This window comes from Streptomyces sp. NPDC050759, assembly GCF_044456945.1.
Lineage (GTDB): Bacteria > Actinomycetota > Actinomycetes > Streptomycetales > Streptomycetaceae > Streptomyces.
On the sequence record NZ_JBITGI010000017.1, the window covers coordinates 42,762 to 68,981 of the forward strand.

Sequence of the window (26,220 nt, forward strand, 5' to 3'; positions counted from 1 at the left end):
CCTTTCCGTCCGGTCGGGTGCTCGGTCCGTTCCGTTCAGCACAGCGGCACCGCCTCGCCCGCCCCCTCCGGCCAGGCCGTCAGCGGGGTGAAGCCGCGGTGACCGCACTCGCCGAAGACCTTGACCGGGGCGCCGCCCGAGAGCGCGACCAGACGCCACAGGCCCGGGCGGGAACGGGCGGAGGCGGTGAGCGGCAGGGCCGAGTCGCCCTCGGCGTCCGCCAGTTGCCAGGATTCACCGTCCGGGGCCGGTATCACCCCGTCCAGCGTCACGGGGATGGAGTCCAGCCACGGGTCGTCCCGCAGTGCCTCGCCGTAACGGGCGGCCGCCTGTTCGGTCGTCACTCCCGGCGGGCGGGTCGCCGTGGGCACCGGCGGTGCGAACTGCTCGCCGAGCGCCGCCCGCAACTGACCTGTACCGGGATAGGCGGACACCTCCGCCTCCAGCTCAAGACCCACGGGCAGCGCCAGTTCGGGAGCGCGGCCGGCGGCGCCGTAGGAGAGGAGCAGCGCCGTGCGGCCCGAGTCAGTGCCGTGCACCCAGATCCGGCGGGTCGTCAGACGGGTGTCCGCCGTGTCGTACTGGGCGAGGACCAGCCAGCGGTCCCGTATCGCGGGGCCGTCCGCCGAGGCGGGCAGGCCGATCCGGGAACGGACCGTCGACGCGAGGCCGTCGGGCAGCCGCTCGCGGCGCAGCCAGCCCTGGTCGAGGAGGTGGATGAGGGCGCACTCCTCCAGCAGCCGCACCGGCCAGCCCGGACCGGACGAGGGGATTGCGCCCAACTCCCGCACCCGGGCGGCGAGTCCCGGTGCCTGCGCGTCGACCATGCGGGCGGCCGTCTCCTCCCACATGCCGTACCCCGCCTGCTCCGTCCCCGCCAGGCCGCCGCGCAGCAGGTCCGCCAGCCGCTGCTCCAGCTCCGTCGCACCCGCAGTGATCCGCACGGCCCGGCGCTCCGCCCTTCGCCGCGCCGCCTCCGGATCACCGGACCCGTCGGCGGAACCGGCCGCGCCCGCCGATCGCTTCTCCTGCGCGCGCTGCCTTCTCCCCTCTATCCACTGCTCCGCCCAGTCCGGCGTCGGCCCCGGCGGCACCGCTCCCTCCCCGCCCGCCCAGAGCAGCAGCAGCCCGAGCGCGTGCTTGCACGGGAACTTGCGGCTCGGGCAACTGCACTTGTACGCCGGCCCCGCGGCGTCCGCGATGTCGATGACCGTCTGATACGGCTTGCTGCCACTGCCCTTGCACAGCCCCCACACCGTCCCCTCGTCGGAACTCCCCGCCTCGGACCATGGCCCGGCCGCGCCGAGTTTGCTTCCCGCTTTGCGTGACGCGGCGTCAGGCGCCAGTGCCAGCACCTGATCCGCCGTCCAGCGCACCCCCTGCTGAGTCATGACATCGAAGGTAGATCCCCCCACTGACAATCGGCCGCCGGCCGACGTCCGCTCCGACCCCCGTGAGCACGTTTCCGCAGGTCGGATCGCATTGTCAGTGGCGTGGTGCACGGTTGGTGACAGATCCGAACCGGCCGAGCTGGAGGGGGCCTCAGCCATGACTGTGTCTGTTGAACCGACGTCCGTGGAACCGAAGCGGGGGGAACCGGACGAGGCGTTGCGGCCGCATGCCGAGGACGCCTTCGCCGGTGAACTCGCCGCGCTGGCCGCGCAGGACGACCGCCCGCGCCCGGCCCGCTGGAAGCTGTCGCCGTGGGCGGTGGCGACGTATCTGCTCGGCGGCACCCTGCCGGACGGCACGGTGATCACTCCGAAGTACGTGGGCCCGCGCCGGCTCGTCGAGGTCGCCGTCACCACCCTCGCCACCGACCGCGCCCTGCTCCTGCTGGGCGTGCCCGGCACCGCGAAGACCTGGGTCTCCGAGCACCTGGCCGCGGCGGTCAGCGGCGACTCGACCCTGCTCGTGCAGGGCACGGCGGGCACCCCGGAGGAGGCGATCCGCTACGGCTGGAACTACGCCCAACTGCTGGCCAACGGCCCGAGCCGCGACGCCCTCGTGCCCAGCCCCGTGATGCGGGCCATGGCGGAGGGGATGACGGCCCGGGTGGAGGAGCTGACCCGTATCCCGGCCGACGTGCAGGACTCGCTGATCACCATCCTGTCCGAGAAGACGCTGCCGATACCGGAGCTGGGCCAGGAGGTGCAGGCGGTCCGCGGATTCAACCTCATCGCCACGGCCAACGACCGCGACCGTGGGGTCAACGACCTCTCCAGCGCCCTGCGCCGCCGTTTCAACACGGTCGTGCTGCCGCTGCCGGAGAGTGTCGAGGCCGAGGTCGACATCGTCTCGCGCCGCGTCGACCAGATCGGCCGCTCCCTCGACCTGCCGGCCGCGCCCGACGGCGTCGCGGAGATCCGTCGCGTCGTGACGGTCTTCCGCGAGCTGCGCGACGGGATGACGTCCGACGGCCGTACGAAGCTCAAGTCGCCCAGCGGCACGCTGTCGACGGCCGAGGCCATCTCCGTCGTCACCAACGGCCTCGCCCTCGCCGCCCACTTCGGCGACGGCGTCCTGCGGGCCGGAGACGTCGCCGCGGGCATCCTCGGCGCCGTCGTCCGCGATCCGGCGGCCGACCGGGTCATCTGGCAGGAGTACCTGGAGGCGGTCGTCCGCGAGCGGGACGGCTGGAAGGACTTCTACCGGGCCTGCCGGGAAGTGAGCGCGTGAAAGAGGAGCGGGGGCGGGGCCGTACGGGCGGAGAGCCAGGCGGATGCCATGGGGTGATGGGGGCGGGTGGCGACTCGTCATTCGCGGGCGTACGGGGTGTTGGGAAGGGTGGCGGGGCTTCGGCTCGGGCTGCCGGGAATGGTGGCGGGGCCTCGGTTCGGACTCCGGAGGTGGTCGCGAGGGCGTCGGTTCGGACTGCGGGGCCGCGGAGGCAAGGGGGACGGGTGTGACAGAGCTTGAGCGGGACGGCGGCGAGAGCGGGATCGGGACGGTCGTCGAGGACGACTCCAAATGGCCTCGGAGGGGAGGGGGACGGTGTGACGCGCGTGGGTGAGATCGGAAGCGGGGGGACTGCCGACCCCGGGGGGCTCGGTAGCGGAGGGGTTGTAGGCCCCGGAACCTTCGGGAGCGGGGAAGCGAGTGGCTCCGGGGGGTTCCGGAGTGCGGGCACGGCTGGTGGCGGCCAGTCGGGAAGTGGGGGTGTGGTTCGAGGCGGTGTGTCGGGGAGCGAAGGGTGGAGGGGCTCTCGCGCATCAGCCCGAGAGGGAATGGACGGAGGCGGTGTGTCCGGGAGCGGAGGTGTGACCGGTGCCCGTGTTCACGGGAGCCGGGAGGCCGGTGCGGGGCCGTTGCTGCTCGGGGTGCGGCATCACGGGCCCGGGTCGGCGCGGTCCGTGCGGGCGGCGTTGGACGCGGCCCGGCCCCGGGTCGTGTTGATCGAGGGGCCGCCCGAGGCCGACGCGTTGATCCCGCTGGCCGCCGAGGAGGACATGCGACCGCCGGTGGCTCTCCTCGCCCATGCCGTGGACGAGCCCGGCCGTTCCGCGTTCTGGCCGCTCGCCGAGTTCTCCCCGGAGTGGGTGGCGATCCGCTGGGCGCTGGACCACGAGGTCCCGGCCCGTTTCATCGACCTGCCGGCGACGCACACGTTGGCGTGGGGGAGGGACGAGGGGGACGAAGGCCGGGCGGGCCGACCGGACGACCCCGCCGACGGGATGCCGGAGGCGAGTCGGTCCGAGGCGCCTGGTGGGGAGGGCACGGACGGGACGGTGAAGACAGGTACCGCGGCGTCGGACGCGAGCGGTCCCGACCCCTCGGATGTTCACGGCACCGGCCCGTCCGGCGATGACGCTGCGCAGGACGAGCCCGCCGTTCACGTCGCCGTCCGTGTCGATCCGCTCGGCGTGCTCGCCGAGGCCGCCGGATACGACGATCCCGAGCGGTGGTGGGAGGACGTCGTGGAGCACCGGGGGACGGGGCAGGGGGACGTGTTCGAGCCGTTCACCGTGCTGGAAGAGGCGATGGGGGTGCTGCGGGAGACGTACGGAACCGGCGGACACGACCGGGACCTCGTGCGCGAGGCGTACATGCGGCTCCAGATGCGGGCGGCGCAGCGGGAGTTCGGGGACGACGTGGCCGTGGTGTGCGGGGCCTGGCACGTGCCCGCGCTGCGGCGGAAGAGCACGGTCGCCGCCGACAAGGCGCTGTTGAAGGGGCTCCCCAAGGTCAAGGCGGACATGACGTGGGTGCCGTGGACGTACCGCAGGCTCTCGCGGCACAGCGGCTACGGCGCGGGGATCGACTCGCCCGGCTGGTACGGGCACCTGTTCGGCGCACCGGACCGGCCCGTCGAGCGGTGGCTGACCAAGGTGGCGGGGCTGCTGCGGGACGAGGACCGGCCCGTGTCCTCGGCACACGTCATCGAGGCCGTGCGGCTGGCCGAGACGCTGGCGGCGATGCGTGGCCGTCCCCTGCCCGGCCTGAGCGAGACGACCGACGCGGTGCGGGCGGTGATGTGCGAGGGCTCGGACGTGCCGTTGGCGCTGGTGCACGACCGGCTGGTGGTGGGGGACGTCCTGGGGGAGGTGCCGCAGGCGGCGCCCGCGGTCCCGTTGCAGCGCGACCTCGACCGGATCCAGCGGCGGCTCCGGCTCAAACCGGAGGCGCTGGAGCGGGAGTTGGAGCTCGATCTGCGCAAGGAGAACGACGCCGAACGCAGCAGGCTGCTGCACCGGCTGCGGCTGCTGGGCGTGGCGTGGGGTGAGCCGGCGGCCTCGCGGGGGAGTACGGGCACGTTCCGGGAGACATGGCGGCTGCGGTGGGAGCCGGAGCTGTCGGTGCGGATCGCCGAGGCGGGGGTGTGGGGCACCACCGTCCTCTCCGCCGCGACGGCCAAGGCGGAGGCGGACGCCGTCTCCGCGTCCGGGCTCGCCGATGTCACCGCTCTCGCCGAGCGCTGCCTGCTGGCCGAACTCCCGGACGCCCTGCCCACGGTGATGCAGATCCTCGCCGACCGTGCCGCGCTGGACGCGGACGTCGGCCATCTCGCCCAGGCACTGCCGGCCCTCGTCCGTTCCCTGCGCTACGGCGATGTGCGCGGCACCGGCACCGGCGCGCTGACGGAGGTCGCGGCAGGTCTCGCCGAGCGGGTCTTCGTCGGCCTGCCCCCGGCCTGTGTCGCGCTGGACGCGGAGGCGGCGGAGGAGATGCGACGTCATGTGGACGCCGTCCATGTATCGGTGGGGCTGCTGGGCGAGGTGGCGGCCCCGGGACAGGACCCGCCGGGGACTTCAGGGCAGGGTGGCGGCGACGCGAGTGGCCCTTCAGCGACCGTAACGGGGAAGGACGGCCGGGGCGGCACGTCGGCCGTACCGGGACAGGGCCTTCCGGCTGCCACCGCCGTGCCCGGGCCGGACGACAGGGAGGACGCCCCGGCCCCGCCCCCGGCCCACCGCGGCCTCCGTGGCCGTTGGCAGGCCGTGCTCAAGGTGTTGTCCCTGCGGGACACCGTGCCCGGTGTCCTTCGGGGACGGGCCGTGCGGCTGCTGCTGGACGACGGGGAGTTGGCGCAGGACGAGGCGGCGCGGCTCATGGGTCTCGTGCTCTCGCCGGGGACGGCGCCGGGGGACGCGGCCGCGTGGATCGAGGGCTTCGTCGGTGGTGGGTCCGGCGGCGGGATGCTTCTCTTGCACGACGAGCGGCTGCTCGGACTTGTCGACGCCTGGCTGACCGGGGTTCCGGCGGAGGCGTTCACCGATGTGCTGCCGCTGCTGCGGCGCACGTTCTCGGCGTACGAGCCGGGAGTACGCCGGACGCTGGGCGAGCTGGTCCGGCGAGGGCCGGGACAGCGGGGGAGGGCAGCCGGGGCGGGGGCCGGGATACCGGGCTTCGGGGCCGACCTCGACGGCGACCGGGCGGACGCCGTGCTGCCGGTGATGCGGCTGCTGCTCGGCCTGGACGACGACCACGACGACCACGACGACTACGACGACGATGTGGCGAACGCCGACGACAACGACCTTGCGGGGGTGGCGGGATGATGACCGAGGTATCCGGGACTCCGGGAGGCGGGGGCGACAGGACGGCCACCGCTGTCGGGGGCGGGCGCGGAGACGCGCCCGGGCACAGGGCCGGGTTCCGGGCCGAACACGGCCCGGTGGCGAGCGTGGCCGTGGTCCCGCTCTGGGAGCGGTTCCGGACGGGAGCTCGGGCATGACGACCGAGCCGAACGACCTGACGACGCCGGAGACAGCCCCTACGGACGAGCGGCTGCGGCGCTGGCGGCTTGTGCTGGGTGGGGAGGCGGCCGATGGGACCGGGTGCACGCTCGGTGGGCAGGATGCCGCGATGGACGGGGCGTTGACCGCGCTCTACGGCAGGGGGGACGGGAAGGGGCAGGCGGGGAAGGACCGTTCGGCGGGGCTCGGGGCCTCGGCGCCGTCGGTGGCGCGGTGGCTCGGGGACATCCGGACGTACTTCCCCTCCTCCGTCGTCCAGGTCATGCAGCGGGACGCCATCGACCGGCTCGGGCTGTCCACCCTGCTCCTCGAGCCGGAGATGCTGGAGGCGGTGGAGGCCGACGTGCACCTGGTCGGCACGCTGCTTTCGCTCAACAAGGCGATGCCGGAGACGACGAAGGAGACGGCACGCGCCGTCGTGCGCAAGGTCGTCGAGGACCTGGAGAAGCGGCTCGCCAGTCGCACCCGCGCCACGCTCACCGGTGCCCTCGACCGCAGCGCCCGGATCAGTCGGCCGCGCCACCACGACATCGACTGGAACCGCACGATCTCGGCCAACCTCAAGCACTACCTCCCCGAGTACCGGACGATCGTGCCGGAGCGGCTGATCGGATACGGCAGGGCCTCCCGGTCGGTGAAGAAGGAGGTCGTCCTCTGCATCGACCAGTCGGGGTCGATGGCCGCGTCCGTCGTCTACGCGTCCGTGTTCGGGGCGGTGCTGGCCTCCATGCGGTCGATCGACACGCGGCTCGTCGTCTTCGACACCGCGGTCGTCGACCTCACCGACCAACTCGACGACCCGGTGGACGTGCTGTTCGGTACCCAGCTCGGCGGCGGCACGGACATCAACCGGGCGCTGGCGTACTGCCAGTCGCAGATCACCCGGCCGGCGGAGACGGTGATGGTGCTGATCAGCGACCTCTACGAGGGCGGCATACGCAACGAGATGCTCAAGCGGGTCGCGGCGATGAAGGCGTCCGGCGTGCAGTTCGTGACGTTGCTCGCGCTGTCGGACGAGGGGGCGCCCGCCTACGACCGGGAGCACGCGGCCGCGCTCGCCGCGCTGGGCGCACCGGCCTTCGCCTGCACTCCCGACCTGTTCCCGGAGGTGATGGCGGCGGCCATCGAGAAGCGGCCGCTTCCGATACCCGACCCGGTGTGAACCCAGGACGCCCGTTGGTGATTTGTCGACCGGGTGACCTGCGGCTTCGCCCAACAAAACGGACATGACCACGCATCGGTAACAGGGGACTTGCGCGACCTCGGGCACCCCGTGCAAGGATCGGCTTCCCCATAGTCTTCACCCTTCCCGACCTTTCCCTTTCGCCTCCGTTCCGCTCCATTCCGTTTCCCTTCGCTTCGTTCCGTCGCACGGAAGGACCCGCCCCCTCTTGACCTGGTCAGCAGCCTTTCCCGGTGCCGCGGTGCGCGTGCTGCGCGCGGCGATCGGGCGGCGTGCGCTGCAAGTGGGCTTGCTGGTGGGTGGGTTGTTCGTGCTCGGCTTCCTCTGCGGGGAGCAGGCACATGCGGCCGACGGCATCGGGGCGTTGCCGGGGAAGGCGGCCGGTCAGCTGGTGAAACCGTCGGCCGAGCCGATGGCCGAGCACACGGCCACACCGAAGGACACCGCCACACCTACACCCAAGGACACCGTCACACCCACACCCAAGGACGCCGCCACACCCACGTTCACGGACACGGCAAAGGGCAGCTCTCCGCAGCCGGTTGCCCCCGAGCCCGACGCCGACGCCCTCATCCACCCGGCCGGCGACAAGGTTCTCCGTCCGGTGGCCGAGGACGTGGTCGGGGCCGTGGTCGGCGGTGTCGTGCGGCCGGTCGGTGATCTGGTCGAGACGGTGACCACGGGGTTGACCGAGACAGTCGGGATACCGGCGGGGTCCACCCCGCCGGGGTGGCCGACACTGCCGTCGTTCCCGGAGTCCCCGTCGTGGCCGACCCTGCCCACGGTGCCGGGTCTCCCGACGATGCCGGGCCTGCCCGGGATCCCGGGTGGGACTCTGCCCGCGCCCGCGCCGGTCACCTCTGCGCCGCAGCCCCAGCCAGGTGATCGCGCGGCGACGCATCCGGCCGACGACGAGGGTTCCGTGGGCGACGGCGCCGTCTACGGGCCGCGGTTCGCCGGTCACGGCACCGTGACCGAGGCCGCCGCGCACCCCTCCACCCACCGCACCACCCCCTCCACCAGCCACGCGCCCGCGCACCAGGTGCCCTCCGACAACCACGGCGGAGCCCTGGGCGGCAAGTCGGCAGTGGACAACGGCTCGTCGCGACACGGCGACGCGCATGCCGTCACCCTCGACAACCGGGCGCCGCTGCGGCTCGTGCCCGGTGCTGCCGCGAGCGTCGACGCGGCCGGGACCCGGGACAGGCACCGGGACATCCCCGTCTTCCCCGGCTAGGGCAGACCTTCCCCCGCCGCTGACCTGCCGCGCGGGGGCGGAACAGGTCTGCCCCAGCCGTTCGGACCCCCCAGTTCTCCTTAGATCTCCGGACGGATCCCCCTGGAGCCTCGTGGCTCGTGGCTCCGGATGTCCCCTGCCTCTCCAGGCACCCAAGCACCCCAAGATCCAGGGATCTGACGCACTCATGAACAAGAACATCCGCCGTTCCATCGTCATAGCCGCCGGTGTCACCGGTGCGTGGGCACTCGGTTCCGCCGTGGCCAGCGCTGACGAACTCCCGGCCACCTCCCTCTCCGCGACGGACACGGCGACGGACACGGCGACGGACACCGCGACCGACACCGCGTCCGACACGAACACCACCGTCACCGGCACCCTCGCCACCGTCACCGACACCCTCGACGGCACGGTCGACGGCGTCCTCTCCGACGTCACCACCACCGTCGCCGACACCACCGGCACCGCGCGGAAGGCGACCGCCGACACCACCGAGCAGGCCCACCGTCACATGGACACGAAGGTCACGGTCCCGGAGGTGTCCCAGACCGCTGGGGCCAAGGCGTCCAAGGTGAAGGGCGCCGCGGCCATCCAGGGCGCGAAGGCGGCCCGGGCCGCGCAGGCCGAGGCGAAGGCCAACGCCGCGCAGGCCGCCGCCGTCAAGGCCTCCGACGTCGCCGCGCCCACCGCGCCGAGCGCACCCACCGCACCCCAGCACGGCGTCGACTACCTCTTCGGCCCCCTCTCGGCCTTCGCCCCCGAAGTGGAGCGGGCCCTGGCCGGCGCCCAGACGAAGCTGCAGGGCGTCCAGTCGGCGGCCCGTTCGCACGCGCAGGGCGTCGACGGCGTCGTACGGACGAAGAAGCAGCACACCGTCGCGGGTGCGGGTCGCACCGCGGCGGGCGCGACCGGCGCCACGCACGCCACGCTCGCCGGAGCGCAGGGCCGGATCGCCGGCGTCTCCGCCACGACCGGGGCCGAGGCCACCGCCGTCACGGCCACCGCCGAGGCCACGGCCTCCTCCGTCCCGAGCCACCTCACCGGCACGGTGGACGGCGTCCGTCGGCAGGCCGTCGGCACCGTCGCGGGCGTCCCCGGAACCGTCACCCCCGTAGTCGACCAGACGGTCGCCGCGGTCGTGCCGCCCGTCGTGACCGCCGCCGTGCACGGAGTGGTGCCCGTCGCCACGCAGGCGGTGGACGGCGTCGTGCCGGTCGCCGAAGGGGTGGCACCCGCCGTCGGACGGACCGTGGGCGGGGTGACCCCGGTCGCCACCGGCGCGGTGGGCGGCGTGACGCCGGTAGCCGAAGGGGCTGTGGACGGGGTCGCGCAGAGCGCCGGGCACGCCGTGGGTGCCGCGACCGCGCTGGCGTACGGAGTCGTCGGGGACGTGTCCCCGGTCGTGGACGCCGCCGTGCAGGGCGTGCGGCCCGTCGTCGGCGGCGCGGTCACCGGAGTCGGGGGGATCCAGCACGGCGTGGCCGCGTACGCCACCGGCACGGTCGCGGGCGTGCTCCCGGTCGTCGACGGGGTCGTCGCCGACGTGCCGCCCTACGCCACCGGTCTCGTCGGGCAGGTCGCCCAGGACACCACCGACGCCGTGCTGCCCCCGGTCGTGAACACCGCCGTGCACGGCGTGGTGCCGGTCGCCGGGCAGGCCGTCGCGGACGCGACCACCCTGGCGTACGGCGTCACGGGGGACGTCCACCCCTTCGCGACCGGAGTCGTCGGCGACGTCGCGCCGCTCGCGTACGGCGTCGCCGGACACACCACCGACCTGGCGTACGGCGTCACGGGTGAGGTCCCGTCCTTCGCGCACGGTGTCACCGGGGCCGTCCAACCGGTCGTCGACACCGTGACCCGGACGGTCGAGCCGGTCGCCGACAGTGCCACGGCGCTGGCGTACGGCGTCACGGGCGACGTCACGCCCTTCGCGTACGGCGTCGTCGGGGAGGCCGCTCCCGTCGTCGGGCAGGTCGGCCCCTTCGCCGGGAATCTGACCGGGACCGTCCAGGACACCGCCGGACCGCTCGCCGGGCACGCCGTCACCGGCGTCCAGGGCGTGGCCGAGTCCTTCACGCCGGGTTACGCGCAGGACATCCAGTACCGCGCCTGAGCGTCACCCGCCGAACGACTCCGTGAGGTGACGGACCCCGGACGGCCGAAAGCCGTCGGTCTGTCCCGCCGGAACCTCACGGACGGGGCGCAGCGGTCCCCATTGGGGTGGGGATCGACCGCCCAGGCCCCTTGGAAAAGGGGCTGTACAAAGGGCCTCACCGGGTCGACCCCAACCCGGTGAGGCCCTTCCCCATGCCTCGTGGAAGCGTCCCGGCACCCTCACACGCGGCACGCCGTGCCAGTGAGCGCGGCATCATGTGACAGGTATCACCGCTCAGGTGTGACCCTCGATTTAGGGGCCTCCCGCAAGCAGCGATAACCTGCGAGACGGACATGCCGCGCGCTCGGACACCGTGTGCGCCTCCCTTGTGACAGACACGGTCGGACGTCACGTTGCCCTCGCGGCACGCCCACGCAGACAACGAACCGCGAGATCACTGATAGGGACGGAAGCGCGTGGACCTGTTCGAGTACCAGGCGAGGGACCTCTTCGCCAAGCACGATGTACCGGTGCTGGCCGGTGAAGTCATCGACACGCCTGAGGCGGCCCGCGCAGCCACCGAGCGCCTCGGTGGCAAGTCCGTCGTCAAGGCCCAGGTGAAGGTCGGCGGCCGTGGCAAGGCCGGCGGCGTCAAGCTCGCCGCCACCCCGGACGAGGCCGTCGCCCGGGCGACGGACATCCTCGGCATGGACATCAAGGGCCACACGGTCCACAAGGTGATGCTCGCCGAGATGGCTCCGGAGATCGTGGAGGAGTACTACGTCTCCTTCCTCCTCGACCGTGCCAACCGCACCTTCCTCTCCATCGCGTCCGTCGAGGGCGGCATGGAGATCGAGGAGGTGGCGGAGACCCGCCCCGAGGCCGTCGCCAAGACGCCGATCGACGCCAACGTGGGCGTGACCCCCGACGTCGCCCGCCAGATCGTCGAGGCCGCGAAGTTCCCGGCCGAGGTCGCCGACAAGGTCGCCGACGTGCTGGTCAAGCTCTGGAAGACCTTCATCGAAGAGGACGCGCTCCTCGTCGAGGTCAACCCGCTGGCCAAGGTCGCCTCCGGTGACATCCTCGCCCTCGACGGCAAGGTGTCGCTGGACGAGAACGCCGAGTTCCGCCACCCCGACCACGAGGTGCTCCAGGACAAGGCCGCGGCCAACCCGCTCGAGGCCGCCGCCAAGGAGAAGAACCTCAACTACGTCAAGCTCGACGGCGAGGTCGGCATCATCGGCAACGGCGCGGGTCTCGTCATGAGCACCCTGGACGTCGTCGCGTACGCCGGTGAGGCCCACGGCGGCGTCAAGCCCGCCAACTTCCTCGACATCGGCGGCGGCGCGTCCGCGGCCGTGATGGCGAACGGCCTGGAGATCATCCTGGGCGACCCCGACGTCAAGTCGGTCTTCGTCAACGTCTTCGGCGGCATCACCGCGTGCGACGAGGTCGCCAACGGCATCGTGCAGGCGCTGCAGCTGCTCAAGGACAAGGGCGAGGACGTCACCAAGCCCCTCGTCGTCCGCCTCGACGGCAACAACGCCGAGCTGGGTCGCAAGATCCTCTCCGACGCCAACCACCCGCTGGTGCAGCGCGTGGACACCATGGACGGCGCGGCCGACAAGGCCGCCGAGCTCGCGGCTGCGAAGTAAGGAAGAGGGACAGACACAGCCATGGCTATCTTCCTCAACAAGGACAGCAAGGTCATCGTCCAGGGCATGACCGGTGCCACGGGCATGAAGCACACCAAGCTCATGCTGGCCGACGGCACGAACATCGTCGGCGGTGTGAACCCCCGTAAGGCGGGCACGTCCGTCGACATCGACGGCAACGAGATCCCGGTCTTCGGCACGGTCGCCGAGGCGATCGAGAAGACGGGCGCGAACGTGTCCGTCCTCTTCGTACCGCCGGCCTTCGCCAAGGCCGCCGTCGTCGAGGCCATCGACGCCGAGATCCCCCTCGCGGTCGTCATCACCGAGGGCATCGCGGTCCACGACTCGGCGGCGTTCTACGCGTACGCCGTGTCGCAGGGCAACAAGACCCGGATCATCGGCCCGAACTGCCCCGGTCTCATCACCCCGGGCCAGTCGAACGCCGGCATCATCCCCGGCGACATCACCAAGCCGGGCCGCATCGGCCTGGTCTCGAAGTCCGGCACGCTGACGTACCAGATGATGTACGAGCTGCGGGACATCGGCTTCTCGTCCGCCGTCGGCATCGGTGGCGACCCGATCATCGGTACGACGCACATCGACGCGCTCGCCGCGTTCGAGGCCGACCCCGACACCGACCTGATCGTCATGATCGGTGAGATCGGTGGCGACGCCGAGGAGCGTGCGGCCGCGTTCATCGCGGAGAACGTGAAGAAGCCGGTCGTCGGCTACGTCGCGGGCTTCACCGCGCCCGAGGGCAAGACCATGGGCCACGCCGGCGCCATCGTCTCCGGTTCCTCCGGCACGGCCGCCGCGAAGAAGGAGGCCCTCGAGGCCGCGGGCGTCAAGGTCGGCAAGACGCCGACGGAGACGGCGAAGCTGGCGCGGGAGATCCTGGCCGGCTGAGTTACCCAGCCGTACGTTGATGGGCTCGCTCCGTGGGTTGGGGCGGGCCCATCAGCACGTCTGGGGGCGGGTGCGGGTGCGTTGTGGCTGGTCGCGCCCCGCGGCGGAGCCGCTGATGTCACAGCCCCGCGCCCCTGGGTGGGTGCGGTCAACGCATGTCCAGCTGTACCCACCTAGGGGTGCCCCCAGTCAACGACCGACCGGTACCAGCCTCTCCGGACCGCTCGCCGTCTCCTCCCGCAGCTTCTTCCGCAGTTTCGTCTCCGCCTCCGACAGCGGCCCCGGCGCCACCCGCGCCGGCACTCCCTGCACCTCCGCCCCCGGCGCGATCGGCGGCTCGTAATGCGTCGGAGCCGTCCGCACCGTGAGCGCTGTCGTGCCGATCAGGGCGACCGTGAACGCGATCGCGGCCCTGGTCCACAAGCGTGCCCGGCGTTCACTTCCGGTCCGCACCGCGGGCGGCTGCGCGGCACGCAACCGCTCCCTGGAGGCCAGCGAGACCAGGCGGTCGTGCAGGTCGGACGGGTCCGCCAGGTCGGGAAGCCGTGCCGCGATCGCCGCGCGCGCGTTCATCAGCCGGTTCGCCGTCGCCGGGGTGCTCGCCTCCGTCTCCGCCGCCGTCTCCGGAAGATCGAGGCCTACGCCGTCGTACAGCAGGAGGGTGCGCCGCTGTGACGGCGGGAGTTGCATGAGTACGGTCATCAGCGCGCGGTCGGACGGGTCGGTGACGGGTGTCTCGGGGCCGCGGTGGCGGGGGCGGAAACGGTGCCAGGGAGAGAGGGCGTACTCGTACGTCATGATCCGTACCCAGCCCGCCGGATCCCGGTCCACCGCCACCTCGGGCCAGCGCTGCCAGGCGAGTTGAAAGGCCCGCTCGACCGACTCGCGGGCGAGCTCACGGCGCCCGGTGAGCAGGTAGGCCTGCCGGACGAGTGCCGGAGCGCAGAAGGCGTACAGCGCGTCGAAGGCCTGAGCGGGTGTCAGGGGGGTGGCAGGGAGCTCCTCGTGCTCCTGCTGAGGAACCGTCACAAGGCGCCCCTTCGTACGAAAAAGTACATAGATGTATATTGAGCGACACATCGGAGCTTCGCCTGTTACGACGGGAAAGCGCGTGTCGTTGGGAGCATGGCGGTCGTGATCCAGACGACCGCTCGCCGAACCTCGTTGCCGCCCCTGCTCGCCCGTCTGCGCGATCGAACGCCCGGCTTGGCCGCCGGTCTCCTGGGTGGTGCGGTGGCCGCCGGACTGGGGCTCGGTTCGTTCGCCGTGCTCGTGATCATGCTGTGGATCAGCTCGCCCTATCCCGACAGTGGACCGGGTGGCGCGCTGCACGTGGCCGCGGCCCTGTGGCTGTTCGCGCACGGGGTCGAGCTGGTCCGGACGGGCACCCTCTCCGGGGCTCCGGCGCCTGTGGGCGTCACCCCGTTGCTGCTGCTGGCGCTGCCGTTGTGGCTGGTGCACCGGGCGGCGCGGGACGCGGCCTCGGAGGACGAGGAGTCGCCGGCGGCTTCCGGGCGGACCGCGTGGGCGGGGGTCGTGCTCGGGTACCTCCCGGTCGCCGCGGCCGCCGCGCTCTACGCGTCCGGCGGGGCGCTGCGGCCCTCCTGGGTGTGGACCTGCGCGTGCCTGCCGGTCCTCGTCATGGGCGCGGCCGGCGTGGGGGTGTGGACGGCGTACGGCCGTCCCTCCGACGCCGTGGACGGAGTGCTGGTGCCGCTGCCCCGGGGGCTGCGGCGGTTTGTCCCCGGGGCGGAAGCCCGGGCCCGGCTCGCTGTGGCGGCACGAGCCGCGGGCGCCGGGATCTCCGTGCTCGTCGGGGGCGGGGCGGTGCTGCTGGGGGTGTCGCTGGTGGCGCACGGCGCGGCGACGCGGATCTCCTTTCTGCACCTGACGGAGGGCTGGTCGGGACGGTTCGCCGTCCTGCTGCTGTGTCTGGCGCTGGTGCCCAACGCCGCGGTGTGGGCGGCGGGTTACGCCGTCGGGCCCGGGTTCGTCCTGGGCGCGGGGCATGTGGTGGGGCCGCTGTCGTCGGACCCCGCACCGACGCTGCCGCCGTTCCCGCTGCTGGCCGCGGTGCCGGAGGCGGGGCCCGGGGGGCCGCCGCACTGGGCGGTGGGGGTGGTGCCGGTGGTGGCCGGGGTGGTGGTGGGGTGGTTCGTGGGGCGGGCCCCGGCCGCGGGGCGGTCGCGGGGGCGGACGGCGGGCGCGGTGTGCTGGGCGGCGGTGCTGTGCGCCGGGGCGGTCGCCCTGCTGGCCGTGCTGGCCGGCGGGCCATTGGGGGTGGGGACGCTGGCTCGGTTCGGGCCGGTGTGGTGGCAGGTCGGTGCAGCGGTGGCGGGCTGGATCGCGGGGGTGGGGCTTCCGGTGGCGCTGGCGGTACGAGCCTGGCGGGGCCGCTCGCGAGGCGGGCCGCGGCAGTGGGTGCCGGTCCCCAGGCTCTCGGGGCGCAAGGCGACGGGCGGGGCTGGGACCTCCCCGGGTGCCGCCCCTGGGAACTCCCCGGGTGCCGCGCCTGGAACCGCTCCCGGGACCGGCTTTGGGTCCACCCCCGGGTCCGGCTTTGGGACCTCCGCCGGGACCGGCGTTGGGGCCTCCCCCCGGACCGGCCTTGGGAACCTCCCGGGGGCCGCCGCTGCAACCGCTCCCGGGACCGGCTTTGGGTCCACCCCCGGGACTACCCCCGGGACCTCCCCCGTGACCGCCTCCCGGACCGGCCCCGGGACCTCTCCCAGGACCACTCCCGGGTCCGGCCCGGTGGGGGCGAGTGGCCCGCAGGACCACACCTACGGCAAGGACGGCACCTACGATCCCCACGACCAGGACGGCCCCTACGACCCCCACGACCAGGACGACACCGACGAGCCGTACGACTTCCTGCCCGCCGCGCCCCACACGGACCCGGTGCCTTCGCCGGCGCCCTGGTACGACGACACGTCGCGCGAGACCCGCTGGGCTGTCCTGAAGGAGGCGTCCATGCCACCGGAGGCATCCCCGGAGAAGCCCCCGCCCCCGCCACCGCCCACCGACTGACCCGTCAGCCGCTCTCGCTCAGCAGGCCCCGGAATTGCTTCGGGAGCAGGTCCGCGCACGCCTGCTCCGCCTGGTTGGTGAGGGCGTCGTTCGTGCAGGTGTAGTAGTCGTCGTAGACGAGCCGCGCGGTGAAGATCCCCGCCACCATGGTGATGGCCAGGGAGGCGGTGACCAGGCCGCTCACCGCCGCGGTGGTCTGGGGGCGGGCCGACTGGGGCGGAGCAGGCGTGTCGGGGTCCGGGGTGCGGGGCTTGGCACGCAGCGCGCTGATGCCCCAGTACAGGGCCAGGGCACCCAGGAGCAGGGCCGGATACAGCCAGCCGAAGAGGGCGAAGAAGAAGGCCCACATGCCGGAGAGCAGGGCGTAGCGGGCGCGGCGCTGGGCGGGGTCCGTCGGGTCCCAGCGCAGGCCCGGACCCGCGTTGCCCTGGCCCTCCGGGCCGCCGCCGGGGCCGGCGCCCGGGCGCTCGCCGAAGCCGCCGTCGGAGCGGCCCGGCTGGCGGTCGCTCCACTGACTGCCCCACGGGGTGCGCCCTCGGGCGCCGTCGTCCTGGCCGCCGTCCGAGCCCTCGGGGCGGCGGGGCTGCCACGGGCGGTCCGGGGTGCCCTCCGGCGGCGGCGCGAAGGGGTTGTCGTCCTCGGCCGCACCGCCCCGCCCCTCGTCGTTCTTCTTGTCGGAGGAAGGAGCGTCCGGCGGCGAGGCGGGCTGCTCCCGCAGCAGCATGCCGCTGCGCTCCCCTCCCTGCACCGACTGCGGGGGGAGCGTGAGGAGTCGCAGGCTGCGGTCCGACATCAAGTGAGCGTCTTCCCCTTGAAGGATGTGACTTGCACGGCGTGGATGGAACGGATCGGTGGGCCCGTCGGCGCGAGCCTCACCCGGTGAACGCACCGCGCACCACCCGCGTTCCCGGACCGGTCCCTCCCAGACGCTACCTTCCGGCCACGCCCCCGTCCCGTGGGGGCCTGCCGGTGTGCCGGTATCGTTGCTGACGTTCGGCCGCTTCGTAGACTTCCCCGTATCCCGGGGCTCGAAGCATTCGTACGACCGTACAAACGCTCCCCCGAGAAAGGGCCCCGCCGTGGCCGCCAAGCCCGTGGCCGAGCAGGCCAGGCCGGTCAAGCGACTGGTCGTGCTGGTCTCCGGATCCGGTACGAACCTCCAGGCGCTCCTTGACGCCATCGAGACGACCGGCGCGGCGGCCTACGGTGCCGAGATCGTGGCCGTCGGGGCGGACCGCGAGAACATCGAGGGGCTCGCGCGGGCCGAACGGGCCGGGATTCCCACCTTCGTCCGCAAGGTCAAGGACTTCGAGACCCGCGAGGAGTGGGACGCCGCCCTCGCCGAGGCCGTCTCCGCGTACGAACCCGACCTCGTGGTGTCCGCCGGGTTCATGAAGATCGTGGGCAAGGAGTTCCTCGCGCGCTTCGGCGGGCGGTTCGTGAACACCCACCCCGCGCTGCTGCCGAGTTTTCCGGGGGCCCACGGAGTGCGCGACGCGCTCGCGTACGGAGCCAGGGTCACCGGCTGCACCGTCCACTTCGTCGACGACGGCGTCGACACCGGACCGATCATCGCCCAGGGCGTGGTGGAGATCCGGGACGAGGACGACGAGAGCGCTCTGCACGAGCGCATCAAGGAAGTCGAGCGAAGGCTGCTCGTCGAGGTCGTGGGGCGGCTCGCCCGCAACGGCTATCGCATTGAGGGACGAAAGGTAGTTATCCAGTGACCGCCGAGAGCATCGAGAGCGGCAAGCGGGCCATCCGTCGCGCGCTCGTCAGCGTCTACGACAAGACCGGGCTCGAAGAGCTGGCCCGCGGGCTGCACGAAGCCGGCGTCGAACTCGTCTCCACCGGGTCCACCGCGGGCCGTATCGCCGCCGCCGGCGTCCCCGTCACCAAGGTCGAGGAGCTCACCGGTTTCCCCGAGTGCCTGGACGGCCGCGTCAAGACCCTGCACCCGCGCGTGCACGCCGGCATCCTCGCCGACCTGCGGCTGGACAGCCACCGCGACCAGCTCGCCGAGCTGGGCGTCGAGCCGTTCGACCTCGTCGTCGTGAACCTCTACCCGTTCCGCGAGACCGTCGCCTCCGGTGCGAGCCCCGACGAGTGCGTCGAGCAGATCGACATCGGCGGCCCGTCCATGGTGCGCGCCGCCGCGAAGAACCACCCGTCGGTCGCCGTCGTCACCAGCCCCGAGCGGTACGCGGACGTCCTGGCCGCGGTCAAGGACGGGGGCTTCGATCTCACCACCCGCAAGCGCCTCGCCGCCGAGGCCTTCCGGCACACCGCCGAGTACGACATCGCGGTGGCGAGCTGGTTCGCCAGCGCCTACGCCCCCGTGGACGAGTCGCTCTTCCCCGACTTCCTCGGCGCCACCCTGGAGCGTCGCAGCACCCTGCGCTACGGCGAGAACCCGCACCAGCCCGCCGCGCTCTACGTCGACGGCACGGGAGTCGGTCTCGCCGAGGCCGAGCAGCTGCACGGCAAGGAGATGTCGTACAACAACTACACGGACACGGATGCCGCCCGCCGTGCCGCGTACGACCACACCGAGCCGGCCGTCGCGATCATCAAGCACGCCAACCCCTGCGGCATCGCGGTCGGCACGGACGTCGCCGAGGCGCACCGCAAGGCACACGCGTGTGACCCGCTGTCGGCCTTCGGTGGCGTCATCGCCGTCAACCGGCCGGTCAGCAAGGAGATGGCGGAGCAGGTCGCCGAGATCTTCACCGAGGTCATCGTCGCGCCCGACTACGAGGACGGCGCCCTCGAAGCCCTCGCCAAGAAGAAGAACCTCCGGGTCCTGAAGGCCCCGGCAGCGCCCGCGCACCCCGCCGAGGTCAAGCCCATCGACGGCGGCGCGCTCCTCCAGGTCACCGACCGCCTCCAGGCCGAGGGCGACGACCCGGCGAACTGGACCCTGGCGACCGGCGAGGCCCTGAGCGCGGACGAGCTCGGCGAGCTCGCCTTCGCCTGGCGGGCCTGCCGGGCCGTCAAGTCCAACGCCATCCTCCTCGCCAAGGACGGCGCCTCGGTCGGTGTCGGCATGGGGCAGGTCAACCGGGTCGACTCCGCGAAGCTGGCCGTCGAGCGGGCCGGCGCCGAGCGCGCGCAGGGCTCGTACGCCGCCTCGGACGCCTTCTTCCCGTTCCCGGATGGCCTGGAGGTCCTCCTGGAGGCCGGTGTGAAGGCGGTCGTCCAGCCGGGCGGCTCGGTCCGTGACGAACTCGTCGTCGAGGCCGCGAAGAAGGCCGGCGTCACGATGTACTTCACGGGGACGCGGCACTTCTTCCACTGACGGACACCGCACCGGGCGGCGCCGCGGTCGACACCTATGTCGAACTACGCAGCGCCGACCACGTGTTGGGCCCCACCTGCCCGTCCACCTCCAGCCCCTTGGCGCTCTGGAACTGCTTGACCGCCGACTGGGTGTCCTTGCCGAACTCGCCGTCCACGCCCGAACCGCCCACGCTGTAGCCGCGCTTGCTGAGCATGCACTGCACCTGCACGACCCGCTGGCCCTTGTCGCCGTAGTCGGTAAGTTCGGTGCCCGAGTAGTAGGTGCAGCCGGAGATCCAGGCGGGGGTGGCCGGGGGCGCCGCGGTCTTGGTCACCGTGGCGGTGGGAGTGGGGGCGGAGCTGTGTCCGCCGCCCGCGCTGCCGCCCTTCCGGGTGGCTGTCGCGGACGGCGTGCTGTCCGGTGCGCTGCTGCTCTTCTCGGGGGCGGCCGTCTGCGGCTCGCTCTTGTCCTTCTTCTTCTCGCCGGCGTCCGTGCCGGAGGGTGAGGCGGAGGCGCCGGTCCCGGAAGAGGCCGGGGCGGCGGAGGCGCTGACGCCGGCGGAGCGCGTCGGGGCGGCGGCGGCCGGGGAGTCGCCCGGACGGGTGAGCAGGAAGGCACCGACGGCCACGGCCCCGACGGCGATCCCCGCGACGGCGGCCAAGAAGGGCCTGCGCCGCTTGCCGGAACCGGTGACCGGGGCGGGGGCCGGTGAGAGCACCGGCTCCGTGGGCGTGCGGAAGTGGGGGGACTGCCGGACGGGCACGCCCTCCAGCACCGCACATCCCTGCTGCCGGTCCAGGAGACGGGCGGCCAGTGTGTCGTGCCAGTGGGACGCGCGGCCGTGTCCGGCGGCCGTGGCCGCGTCGATCAGCTGTCGCGGGGAGGGACGCCCGGCGGGGTCCTTGGCGAGACAGGCGGACAGCAGCGCGGCCAACGCGGGGTCCGCCTGGGCGAGTTCGGCCATGACCTCGGTGTCGGGTGCCTCGAAGGCGACCCGGTGCATGACGTCCACGCCGGTCCCGTCGCCGAAGGGGGCGTGCCCGGTGGCGGCGTAGACGATGGTGCAGCCGAGGGAGAAGACGTCGGAGGCGGCGTCGCAGCGGCCCTCGCGCAGGTACTCGGGTGCCATGTACGCGGCCGTGCCGACCCGGTTGCCGGTCGTGGTGATCGCGCTGCTGTCGGCCGCGCGGGAGATGCCGAAGTCGATGACGTGCGTGCCCCGGGGGGACAGGATCACGTTGGACGGCTTGAGATCCCGGTGCACGACCCCGGCGGCGGCCAGCGCCGACAGGGCCTCCCCGAGTTCCGCGACCAGCCGCCAGACCCCGGCCGGCTCCAGCAGCCCGCACTCGCGGACGGCCTCGGCGAGGTTGAGGCCGGGCAGGTACTCGGTGGCCATCCACAGCAGCGCGTCGTCGAATCCGGTGCCGAGCAGATGCGGTGCGCGCGGTGTGCGGACCCGGCCGTGCACGGCGGCCTCCCGCTCGAACCGTCGCCGGAAGTCCGGGCCTTCGGCGTACTCGGGCCGGATCACCTTCACAGCCGCGAGCCCTGGGGCGTCGTCGGCGCGCCGGGCCAGATAGACCCGGCCCATGCCGCCGCTGCCGAGCAGCCCGAGCGGGACGTAGGGTCCGATACGTCCGGGATCTGCGGGCAGCAGCGGAACCGCGCCCGCCTGCCGCAGCGCGTCACCGGCCGCCGGTTTGTCTGTCACGGTCCCCCCGACCTGCCTTTTCTTTCCTCAACGTGCTCTCACGTCACGCGAGTTGACTGAGGAGAGGCTAGCGCCCCGCTGCCGGGGAGTGCCGGGATACGGGGGGAACGCGGCCCGCGCATACGTGAGCGCGGTCTCCGGCCCTCCCCCGAAAGGGCCGGAGACCGCGCGGTCCGCGCCGGGTCAGGTGACCCGGGTGCCGTCGGGCTGGACGCCGGTGACGCGCGTGCCGTCGTGGTGGTAGCCGCCGGTCACCCGCGTGCCGTCCGGTGTGGAGAGATCCCGGTCGGCCGGCGCGGCCCAGTCGCGGTTGCCGTCCGTGACGACGGTCACGCGGGTGCCGTCCGGTGCGGTGCCCTCGCGTGAGTCCGGCACGGCCGCGGACGCCGCGACCGTCGAGCCGGCGACCAGTGCCCCGGCCGCGAGCAGCAGCGCGGCGGGCTTGATGATGTTCACGTCGATACCCCCAGGGGAACCTCGGTGGTGGTGCCGCCGAAGCGGCATGCGCCCACCCTGCCGGTCCGTCCCCCGCGCGGGTACCTGAGAAGTCTCAGGGTCACTTCGCGCCCGGCGTGTACTCCTTGAGGTGGCGGGCGACCCGGGACGCGTAGCCGCGGTATTTCTCGGGGACCCCTCGCGCGTCGTTCACTTTGTCGTACGACGTCCGGTACGCCGCTGCGATCAGCACCCGGCGGTCGCCCGGCAGACCGGCGTCCAGGCGGGGCGCGATCCAGCACAGGTAACGGGCCATCGCCGGGATGGACTCGGCGGGCGGGAAAGGCGGTTCGGGGACGGTGTCGGCGGGCGTGCCGTCGGCGTTCATCCAGAACCGCAGCACCCTCGGCGTCCAACGGGCGATGCCGTACTCGTCGTTGGCCGGGTCGGAGAGACCCGGGTCGAAGTTGCTCTCCGCCTTCAGCATGGCGGCGATCAGAGCCGGGGTGACGTCCTCCTGCGCGCAGTCGTGCGCCGACTCGACGATCAGTACCCGGTAGGTGGCCGGGACGCCTTTGTCCGTACGGAGTTCGGCGGCGCCGTAGGTCGAGGGTGAGACGGTCGCCGTGGAGCCACCGCCCCCGGAGTCCGACGTCCAGTCGCTGATGCCGTAACCCAGCCCGGCCACCGCCGCGGCGGCGAGCACGGCCGCCGTGATCGTCGTACGACGGAGGCCGCGCGCGAAGAACGGGCGGGGGGAGCGGGTGGTTCCGGCCGCCGTCTCCACGCGGCGCAACAGCGGCTCGACGGTGACGCGCTCGGCGTGCGTGCGGGTGAGGCAGTCGCGGATGATCTCCCGCCAGTCGTCGGGGAGTTCGGGGGACAGCCGCAGCTCGTCGGTGCCGCGGGCGTAGGCGGCGGCCGCGTCCCGGCGGGCCGTCGGGGTGCCGCCGGGCAGCGGGAAGGTGTCGGTGAGGACCAGGTGCGCGAGGACGCCGAAGGCCCACACGTCGGCGGAGGGGCGGATCCGGCGGCCGCGTTCGCCGATCTCCGCCCACAGGAGCTCCGGCGGGGTGTAGTCGGGTGTGGAGAAGGCGGGGGTGTAGGCATGGGTGCCCTCCAGCTCTGCGGCCATGTTGAAGTCGGCGAGCCGGGCCGAACCGTCCTCCATCAGCAGGACGTTGGCGGGTTTCAGATCGCCGTGCACCCAGTTCGCGCGGTGCAGCTGGGCCAGTCCCTCGCAGATCTGGGCGAGCAGGGCGGGCCCGGACGGCGGGCGGGGCCGGGTGGCCAGCAGCGCCGACAGGGAGGTCTGCGCCTTCTCCAGTACGAGGACGGTGGCGCCGTCCAGCTCCGGGCGCTCGGGGTCGTCGACGACGAGGGTGTCGTACATCCGGATCAGCCGGGGGCGTTTGAGCCGGCGGTACAACCGCACCTCGCGTTCCACGAGTTCCCGCAGATGGGTGAGCCGGCGGGGCGTCCCGGTGCCGGTGGGCAGGAACTTCAGGGCGGCCGTCGCGGGCTGCCCGTCGCGCCGCCGGCCCTCGTAGACGCTCCCGAAGGCGCCCGTGGCGATCGGCTCGCGCACCTCCCAGCCGCCCACCCGATAGCCCCGGGGGACCGGCACGGCGTACGGCTCGGTCACCGGGCCGCCCCGCCGGAACCCGTCAGCACCACCAGGTCCTCCTCCCGGACCAGGTCGAAGCGGAGCGCCAGGGAGACCAGCGACTCCTTCTTGCCGTTCAGCCGCGGCCCCGGGGTGGCCTCCTCCGGGCCGGGCTTCAGGCGCAGCTTCACCGCCAGGTAGTCGATGTTCCACTGCACCGAGGTGCGGGAGGCGGCGGCCCAGTGGGGGCGCAGCCGCTCGACCACCTGGTCCACGGTGGGCAGCGGGGCGTGCGGTTCGCCGCGCAGCCGGGGCTCGCACAGGGCGGCCAGGACCGCGAAGTACCGCTTGGTCCGGTCGACGGAGAAGGCGGGCGCGGTGGTCGTCCCCTCGAGGTCGCCGTCGGCGCGCAGATAGTCGTGGCGCGGCGCCCACACGTCGATGGCGATCAGGTCGCCCGCGGCCGGCAGCACGATCCGCGAGAACTCGAAGGGGACCGGCGCCTCCAGGCGCCCCGGCCCGACCTTGATGTGCTCGCCCGCGCCCTCCGGGTTCTCCACGACGTACGTCTGGCGTCCGGACAGGTTGCTCAGCGACCAGAACGCGCCCTGCGCGGTGATCTCGCCGGCACTTCGGGAGACTCCCTCATGAGGGATCCGCACCGCGCAGGCGGCGCCGCGTCCGAAGGTCAGCCGCTCGCCCGGGGCGAGTCGCAACTGCTGCGGCGTAGTCCGGTCCTCCGTGGTCGGCGGAGGTACCACGATGATGCTGTACACGGTCCGTCTCCCCGTCCCCCGCGTGTCTACCAGCCAGGGTGGGTGACGCCCCGGGGCCGTGTCACGACGTGACACGGCCCCGGGGGAAGTATGGCGGGAAGGCGACGTGGCGATCCGCCGCCGATTGTGGTGAAGCGGTGCTCAGTTCGTACGGATGACGATGGTCGAGCAGACCTTGTCGGCGAAGGTCTGGCGCTTGGCGTCCCAGGCCGGCCACAGCCAGCCGAGGTAGCACGCGAGGCTGTCCAGGAAGTGCGCGAGACGGCGGACGAAGGCCATGCCGACGCCGAGGGGCTGCCCGTCGATCTCCCGCACCAGCCGGATGCCGACCGCCTGCTTGCCGAGCGTCTGACCGGTGCGGCCCTCGCGGATCAGCTGCCAGATCGCGACGCCGAGGACGGCGAGGTAACCGATGAGCGCCAGGGCCCACACCTTGGTGCCCGCGCCGATGGCGACGATGATGTAGGGGACCACGAACACGAGCATGTCGACCAGCAGACCGAGGAAGCGCTGGCCCCAGTTCGCGTACGGGGGCTGCGCGCCGTAACCCGGCTGCTGCGGGTAGCCGTAGGCGGAGGCCGGGACCTGCGGCGCCTGCGGGTAGCCGTAACCCGGCTGCTGGGGGTATCCCTGCTGCGGCGGTACGCCCTGGGGGGCCTGCTGCGGAGGCTGCTGCGGGTAGCCGTAACCGGGCTGCTGCTGCGGCGGCTGCTGCTGGGGGTAGCCGTAACCGGGCTGCTGCTGTTGCGGCGGCTGCTGGGGGTTCTGCGGCTTTTCATAAGGGTTGTTGGGCGAGCCGAAACTCATGATGATCCTCCGTGGGCCAAGCTGGGGACAATGCGGACTGCGCGGAGGAACGTCATGGTTTGAGCGGTTTGCCCCCCGAACATCAACCGCGATACTGCGCCAGACATCGTTCTAGGCAGGTGTGTTGTTGTCCAGCCTCATTCGGTATGTGTTGTGCAAGTGCAACCTCGCCGATCTTGAGCGGGGCCATGGTGGAACCCGGATTGGAACCGGGGCCGGGTCATCCGCGAGGATGGGGACATGACCGCCCAGATTCTCGATGGCAAGGCCACCGCAGCCGCGATCAAGTCCGATCTGACCGCCCGCGTGGCGGCGCTGAAGGAGAAGGGCGTCACGCCCGGCCTCGGCACGATCCTCGTCGGGAGCGACCCCGGCAGCCAGAAGTACGTCGCCGGCAAGCACCGGGACTGCGCGGAGGTGGGCATCGCCTCCATCCAGCGTGAACTGCCCGAGACGGCCACGCAGGAGGAGATCGAGGCGGTCGTCCGCGAGCTGAACGACGACCCGGCGTGCACCGGTTACATCGTCCAGCTGCCGCTGCCCAAGGGCATCGACGAGAACCGCATCCTCGAACTCATGGACCCGGACAAGGACGCGGACGGGCTGCACCCGATGAACCTCGGGCGGCTGGTCCTCAACGAGCCGGCGCCGCTGCCCTGCACCCCCAACGGCGTCCTGACCCTGCTCCGTCGCTACGGCGTCGAGATCAAGGGCGCGGAGGTGGTGGTCGTCGGCCGTGGCGTGACGATCGGCCGTTCGATGCCGCTGCTGCTCACCCGGCGCAGTGAGAACGCGACGGTGACCCAGTGCCACACCGGTACCCGTGACCTGTCCTCGCACCTCAAGCGCGCGGACATCATCGTCGCCGCCGCCGGTTCCGCCCACCTTATCCGTCCCGAGGACGTGAAGCCGGGCGCCGCCGTCCTCGATGTCGGCGTCTCCCGCAACGCCGAGGGCAGGATCGTCGGCGACGTCCACCCCGACGTCGCCGAAGTCGCCGGCTTCCTCTCCCCGAACCCCGGCGGCGTAGGCCCGATGACCCGCGCCCAGCTGCTCGTCAACGTGGTCGAGGCGGCGGAGCGCAGTGTCGGCTGAGGCACGGGGCCCCGAGAAGCGGGGCTCTCGCGAGGCGCGTGCGGAGTCGGCCGAGGCGGGCGGGTCGCGGACGGCGGGTGTGGACGCGGCCGGGGCGCCGGGGCGCCGGGAGCCGGGTGCGGACGGCGCCGGGCTCCAGGAGCCGGTGGCCGAGGCGCCCGGGGCCGAGAAGCGGACGGTCGGCGGGCGGGCGACCGCGGC

At 72.8% G+C, this 26,220-nt stretch carries 19 protein-coding genes and 1 pseudogene; 12 read left to right on the forward strand and 8 right to left on the reverse strand.

Translation table 11 applies throughout. From position 1 onward, the window contains the following. Nucleotides 1–35 precede the first annotated feature (35 nt). A complete protein-coding gene (locus tag ACIBJB_RS37245) occupies nt 36–1,391 on the reverse strand; it encodes an SWIM zinc finger family protein (protein ID WP_398937546.1) in 1,356 nt (451 codons plus the stop codon). A gap of 157 nt (nt 1,392–1,548) precedes the next feature. Here ACIBJB_RS37245 and ACIBJB_RS37250 point away from each other — a divergent pair, with 157 nt between their 5' ends. From ACIBJB_RS37250 to sucD, 7 genes are all read left to right on the forward strand, one after another. Further along, nucleotides 1,549–2,679 (forward strand): AAA family ATPase, encoded by a 1,131-nt coding sequence (locus tag ACIBJB_RS37250; RefSeq protein WP_398937548.1) that lies wholly within the window; start codon nt 1,549–1,551, stop codon nt 2,677–2,679. A gap of 548 nt (nt 2,680–3,227) precedes the next feature. Next, nucleotides 3,228–5,999 carry a DUF5682 family protein gene (locus ACIBJB_RS37255; RefSeq protein ID WP_398937550.1) on the forward strand — a complete coding sequence of 924 codons (2,772 nt, stop codon included), beginning with the start codon at nt 3,228–3,230 and terminating at the stop codon, nt 5,997–5,999. 172 nt (nt 6,000–6,171) lie between these two features. Next, nucleotides 6,172–7,359, forward strand: coding sequence for a VWA domain-containing protein (locus tag ACIBJB_RS37260; protein ID WP_398937552.1), 1,188 nt, complete (start codon nt 6,172–6,174; stop codon nt 7,357–7,359). Between the two features lie 229 nt (nt 7,360–7,588). Continuing rightward, nucleotides 7,589–8,617 carry a hypothetical protein gene (locus ACIBJB_RS37265; protein ID WP_398937554.1) on the forward strand — a complete coding sequence of 343 codons (1,029 nt, stop codon included), beginning with the start codon at nt 7,589–7,591 and terminating at the stop codon, nt 8,615–8,617. 187 nt (nt 8,618–8,804) lie between these two features. Further along, the gene (locus tag ACIBJB_RS37270) at nt 8,805–10,733 is read left to right on the forward strand and encodes a hypothetical protein (RefSeq protein WP_398937556.1); all 1,929 of its coding nucleotides are present in this window, start codon (nt 8,805–8,807) and stop codon (nt 10,731–10,733) included. A gap of 458 nt (nt 10,734–11,191) precedes the next feature. Further along, complete coding sequence (gene sucC, locus ACIBJB_RS37275) at nt 11,192–12,370, forward strand: ADP-forming succinate--CoA ligase subunit beta (RefSeq protein ID WP_398937558.1); 1,179 nt, start codon at nt 11,192–11,194, stop codon at nt 12,368–12,370. A 21-nt stretch (nt 12,371–12,391) separates the two neighbouring features. Further along, nucleotides 12,392–13,276: a succinate--CoA ligase subunit alpha gene (sucD, locus tag ACIBJB_RS37280; protein WP_046261564.1), complete on the forward strand. Its 885-nt coding sequence runs from the start codon at nt 12,392–12,394 to the stop codon at nt 13,274–13,276. A 189-nt stretch (nt 13,277–13,465) separates the two neighbouring features. Here sucD and ACIBJB_RS37285 read toward each other — a convergent pair whose 3' ends face one another. Continuing rightward, complete coding sequence (locus tag ACIBJB_RS37285) at nt 13,466–14,356, reverse strand: sigma factor-like helix-turn-helix DNA-binding protein (protein ID WP_398937560.1); 891 nt, start codon at nt 14,354–14,356, stop codon at nt 13,466–13,468. A 45-nt stretch (nt 14,357–14,401) separates the two neighbouring features. On the opposite strand from ACIBJB_RS37285, the gene ACIBJB_RS37290 reads away from it, so the two are divergent. Next, on the forward strand, nt 14,402–16,306 hold the full coding sequence (locus tag ACIBJB_RS37290; protein ID WP_398937562.1) for a DUF6350 family protein: 1,905 nt from the start codon (nt 14,402–14,404) through the stop codon (nt 16,304–16,306). Between the two features lie 4 nt (nt 16,307–16,310). Here ACIBJB_RS37290 and ACIBJB_RS37295 read toward each other — a convergent pair whose 3' ends face one another. After that, nucleotides 16,311–17,099, reverse strand: coding sequence for a hypothetical protein (locus ACIBJB_RS37295; RefSeq protein WP_398937564.1), 789 nt, complete (start codon nt 17,097–17,099; stop codon nt 16,311–16,313). Nucleotides 17,100–17,385: 286 nt separating this feature from the next. Here ACIBJB_RS37295 and purN point away from each other — a divergent pair, with 286 nt between their 5' ends. Both purN and purH read left to right on the forward strand, forming a co-directional pair. Further along, on the forward strand, nt 17,386–18,033 hold the full coding sequence (gene purN / locus ACIBJB_RS37300) for a phosphoribosylglycinamide formyltransferase (protein WP_398937566.1): 648 nt from the start codon (nt 17,386–17,388) through the stop codon (nt 18,031–18,033). After that, nucleotides 18,030–19,604, forward strand: a complete 1,575-nt coding sequence (gene purH / locus ACIBJB_RS37305) for a bifunctional phosphoribosylaminoimidazolecarboxamide formyltransferase/IMP cyclohydrolase (protein WP_398937568.1) — start codon at nt 18,030–18,032, stop codon at nt 19,602–19,604. Before purN ends, purH begins: the two co-directional genes overlap by 4 nt. A 34-nt stretch (nt 19,605–19,638) precedes the next feature. Here purH and ACIBJB_RS37310 read toward each other — a convergent pair whose 3' ends face one another. From ACIBJB_RS37310 to ACIBJB_RS37330, 5 genes are all read right to left on the reverse strand, one after another. Beyond that, nucleotides 19,639–21,300, reverse strand: coding sequence for a protein kinase (locus ACIBJB_RS37310; protein WP_398937569.1), 1,662 nt, complete (start codon nt 21,298–21,300; stop codon nt 19,639–19,641). Between the two features lie 183 nt (nt 21,301–21,483). Then, nucleotides 21,484–21,756 (reverse strand): hypothetical protein, encoded by a 273-nt coding sequence (locus tag ACIBJB_RS37315; RefSeq protein ID WP_398937572.1) that lies wholly within the window; start codon nt 21,754–21,756, stop codon nt 21,484–21,486. Nucleotides 21,757–21,856: 100 nt separating this feature from the next. Next, nucleotides 21,857–23,380 (reverse strand): protein kinase, encoded by a 1,524-nt coding sequence (locus ACIBJB_RS37320; RefSeq protein ID WP_398937574.1) that lies wholly within the window; start codon nt 23,378–23,380, stop codon nt 21,857–21,859. Further along, entirely contained in the window at nt 23,377–24,117 is a 741-nt protein-coding gene (locus ACIBJB_RS37325; RefSeq protein WP_398937576.1) for an FHA domain-containing protein, read from the reverse strand. The genes ACIBJB_RS37320 and ACIBJB_RS37325 overlap by 4 nt, the downstream gene beginning before the upstream one ends. Nucleotides 24,118–24,258: 141 nt before the next feature. Next, nucleotides 24,259–24,924 (reverse strand): RDD family protein, encoded by a 666-nt coding sequence (locus ACIBJB_RS37330; RefSeq protein ID WP_398937578.1) that lies wholly within the window; start codon nt 24,922–24,924, stop codon nt 24,259–24,261. A gap of 240 nt (nt 24,925–25,164) precedes the next feature. Here ACIBJB_RS37330 and ACIBJB_RS37335 point away from each other — a divergent pair, with 240 nt between their 5' ends. Together ACIBJB_RS37335 and ACIBJB_RS37340 are read left to right on the forward strand one after the other, a co-directional pair. Next, entirely contained in the window at nt 25,165–26,019 is an 855-nt protein-coding gene (locus ACIBJB_RS37335) for a bifunctional methylenetetrahydrofolate dehydrogenase/methenyltetrahydrofolate cyclohydrolase (protein WP_398937580.1), read from the forward strand. Beyond that, nucleotides 26,009–26,220 (forward strand): annotated as a pseudogene (locus ACIBJB_RS37340) (hypothetical protein); the annotation flags it as partial. The gene ACIBJB_RS37335 and the pseudogene ACIBJB_RS37340, both read left to right, overlap by 11 nt.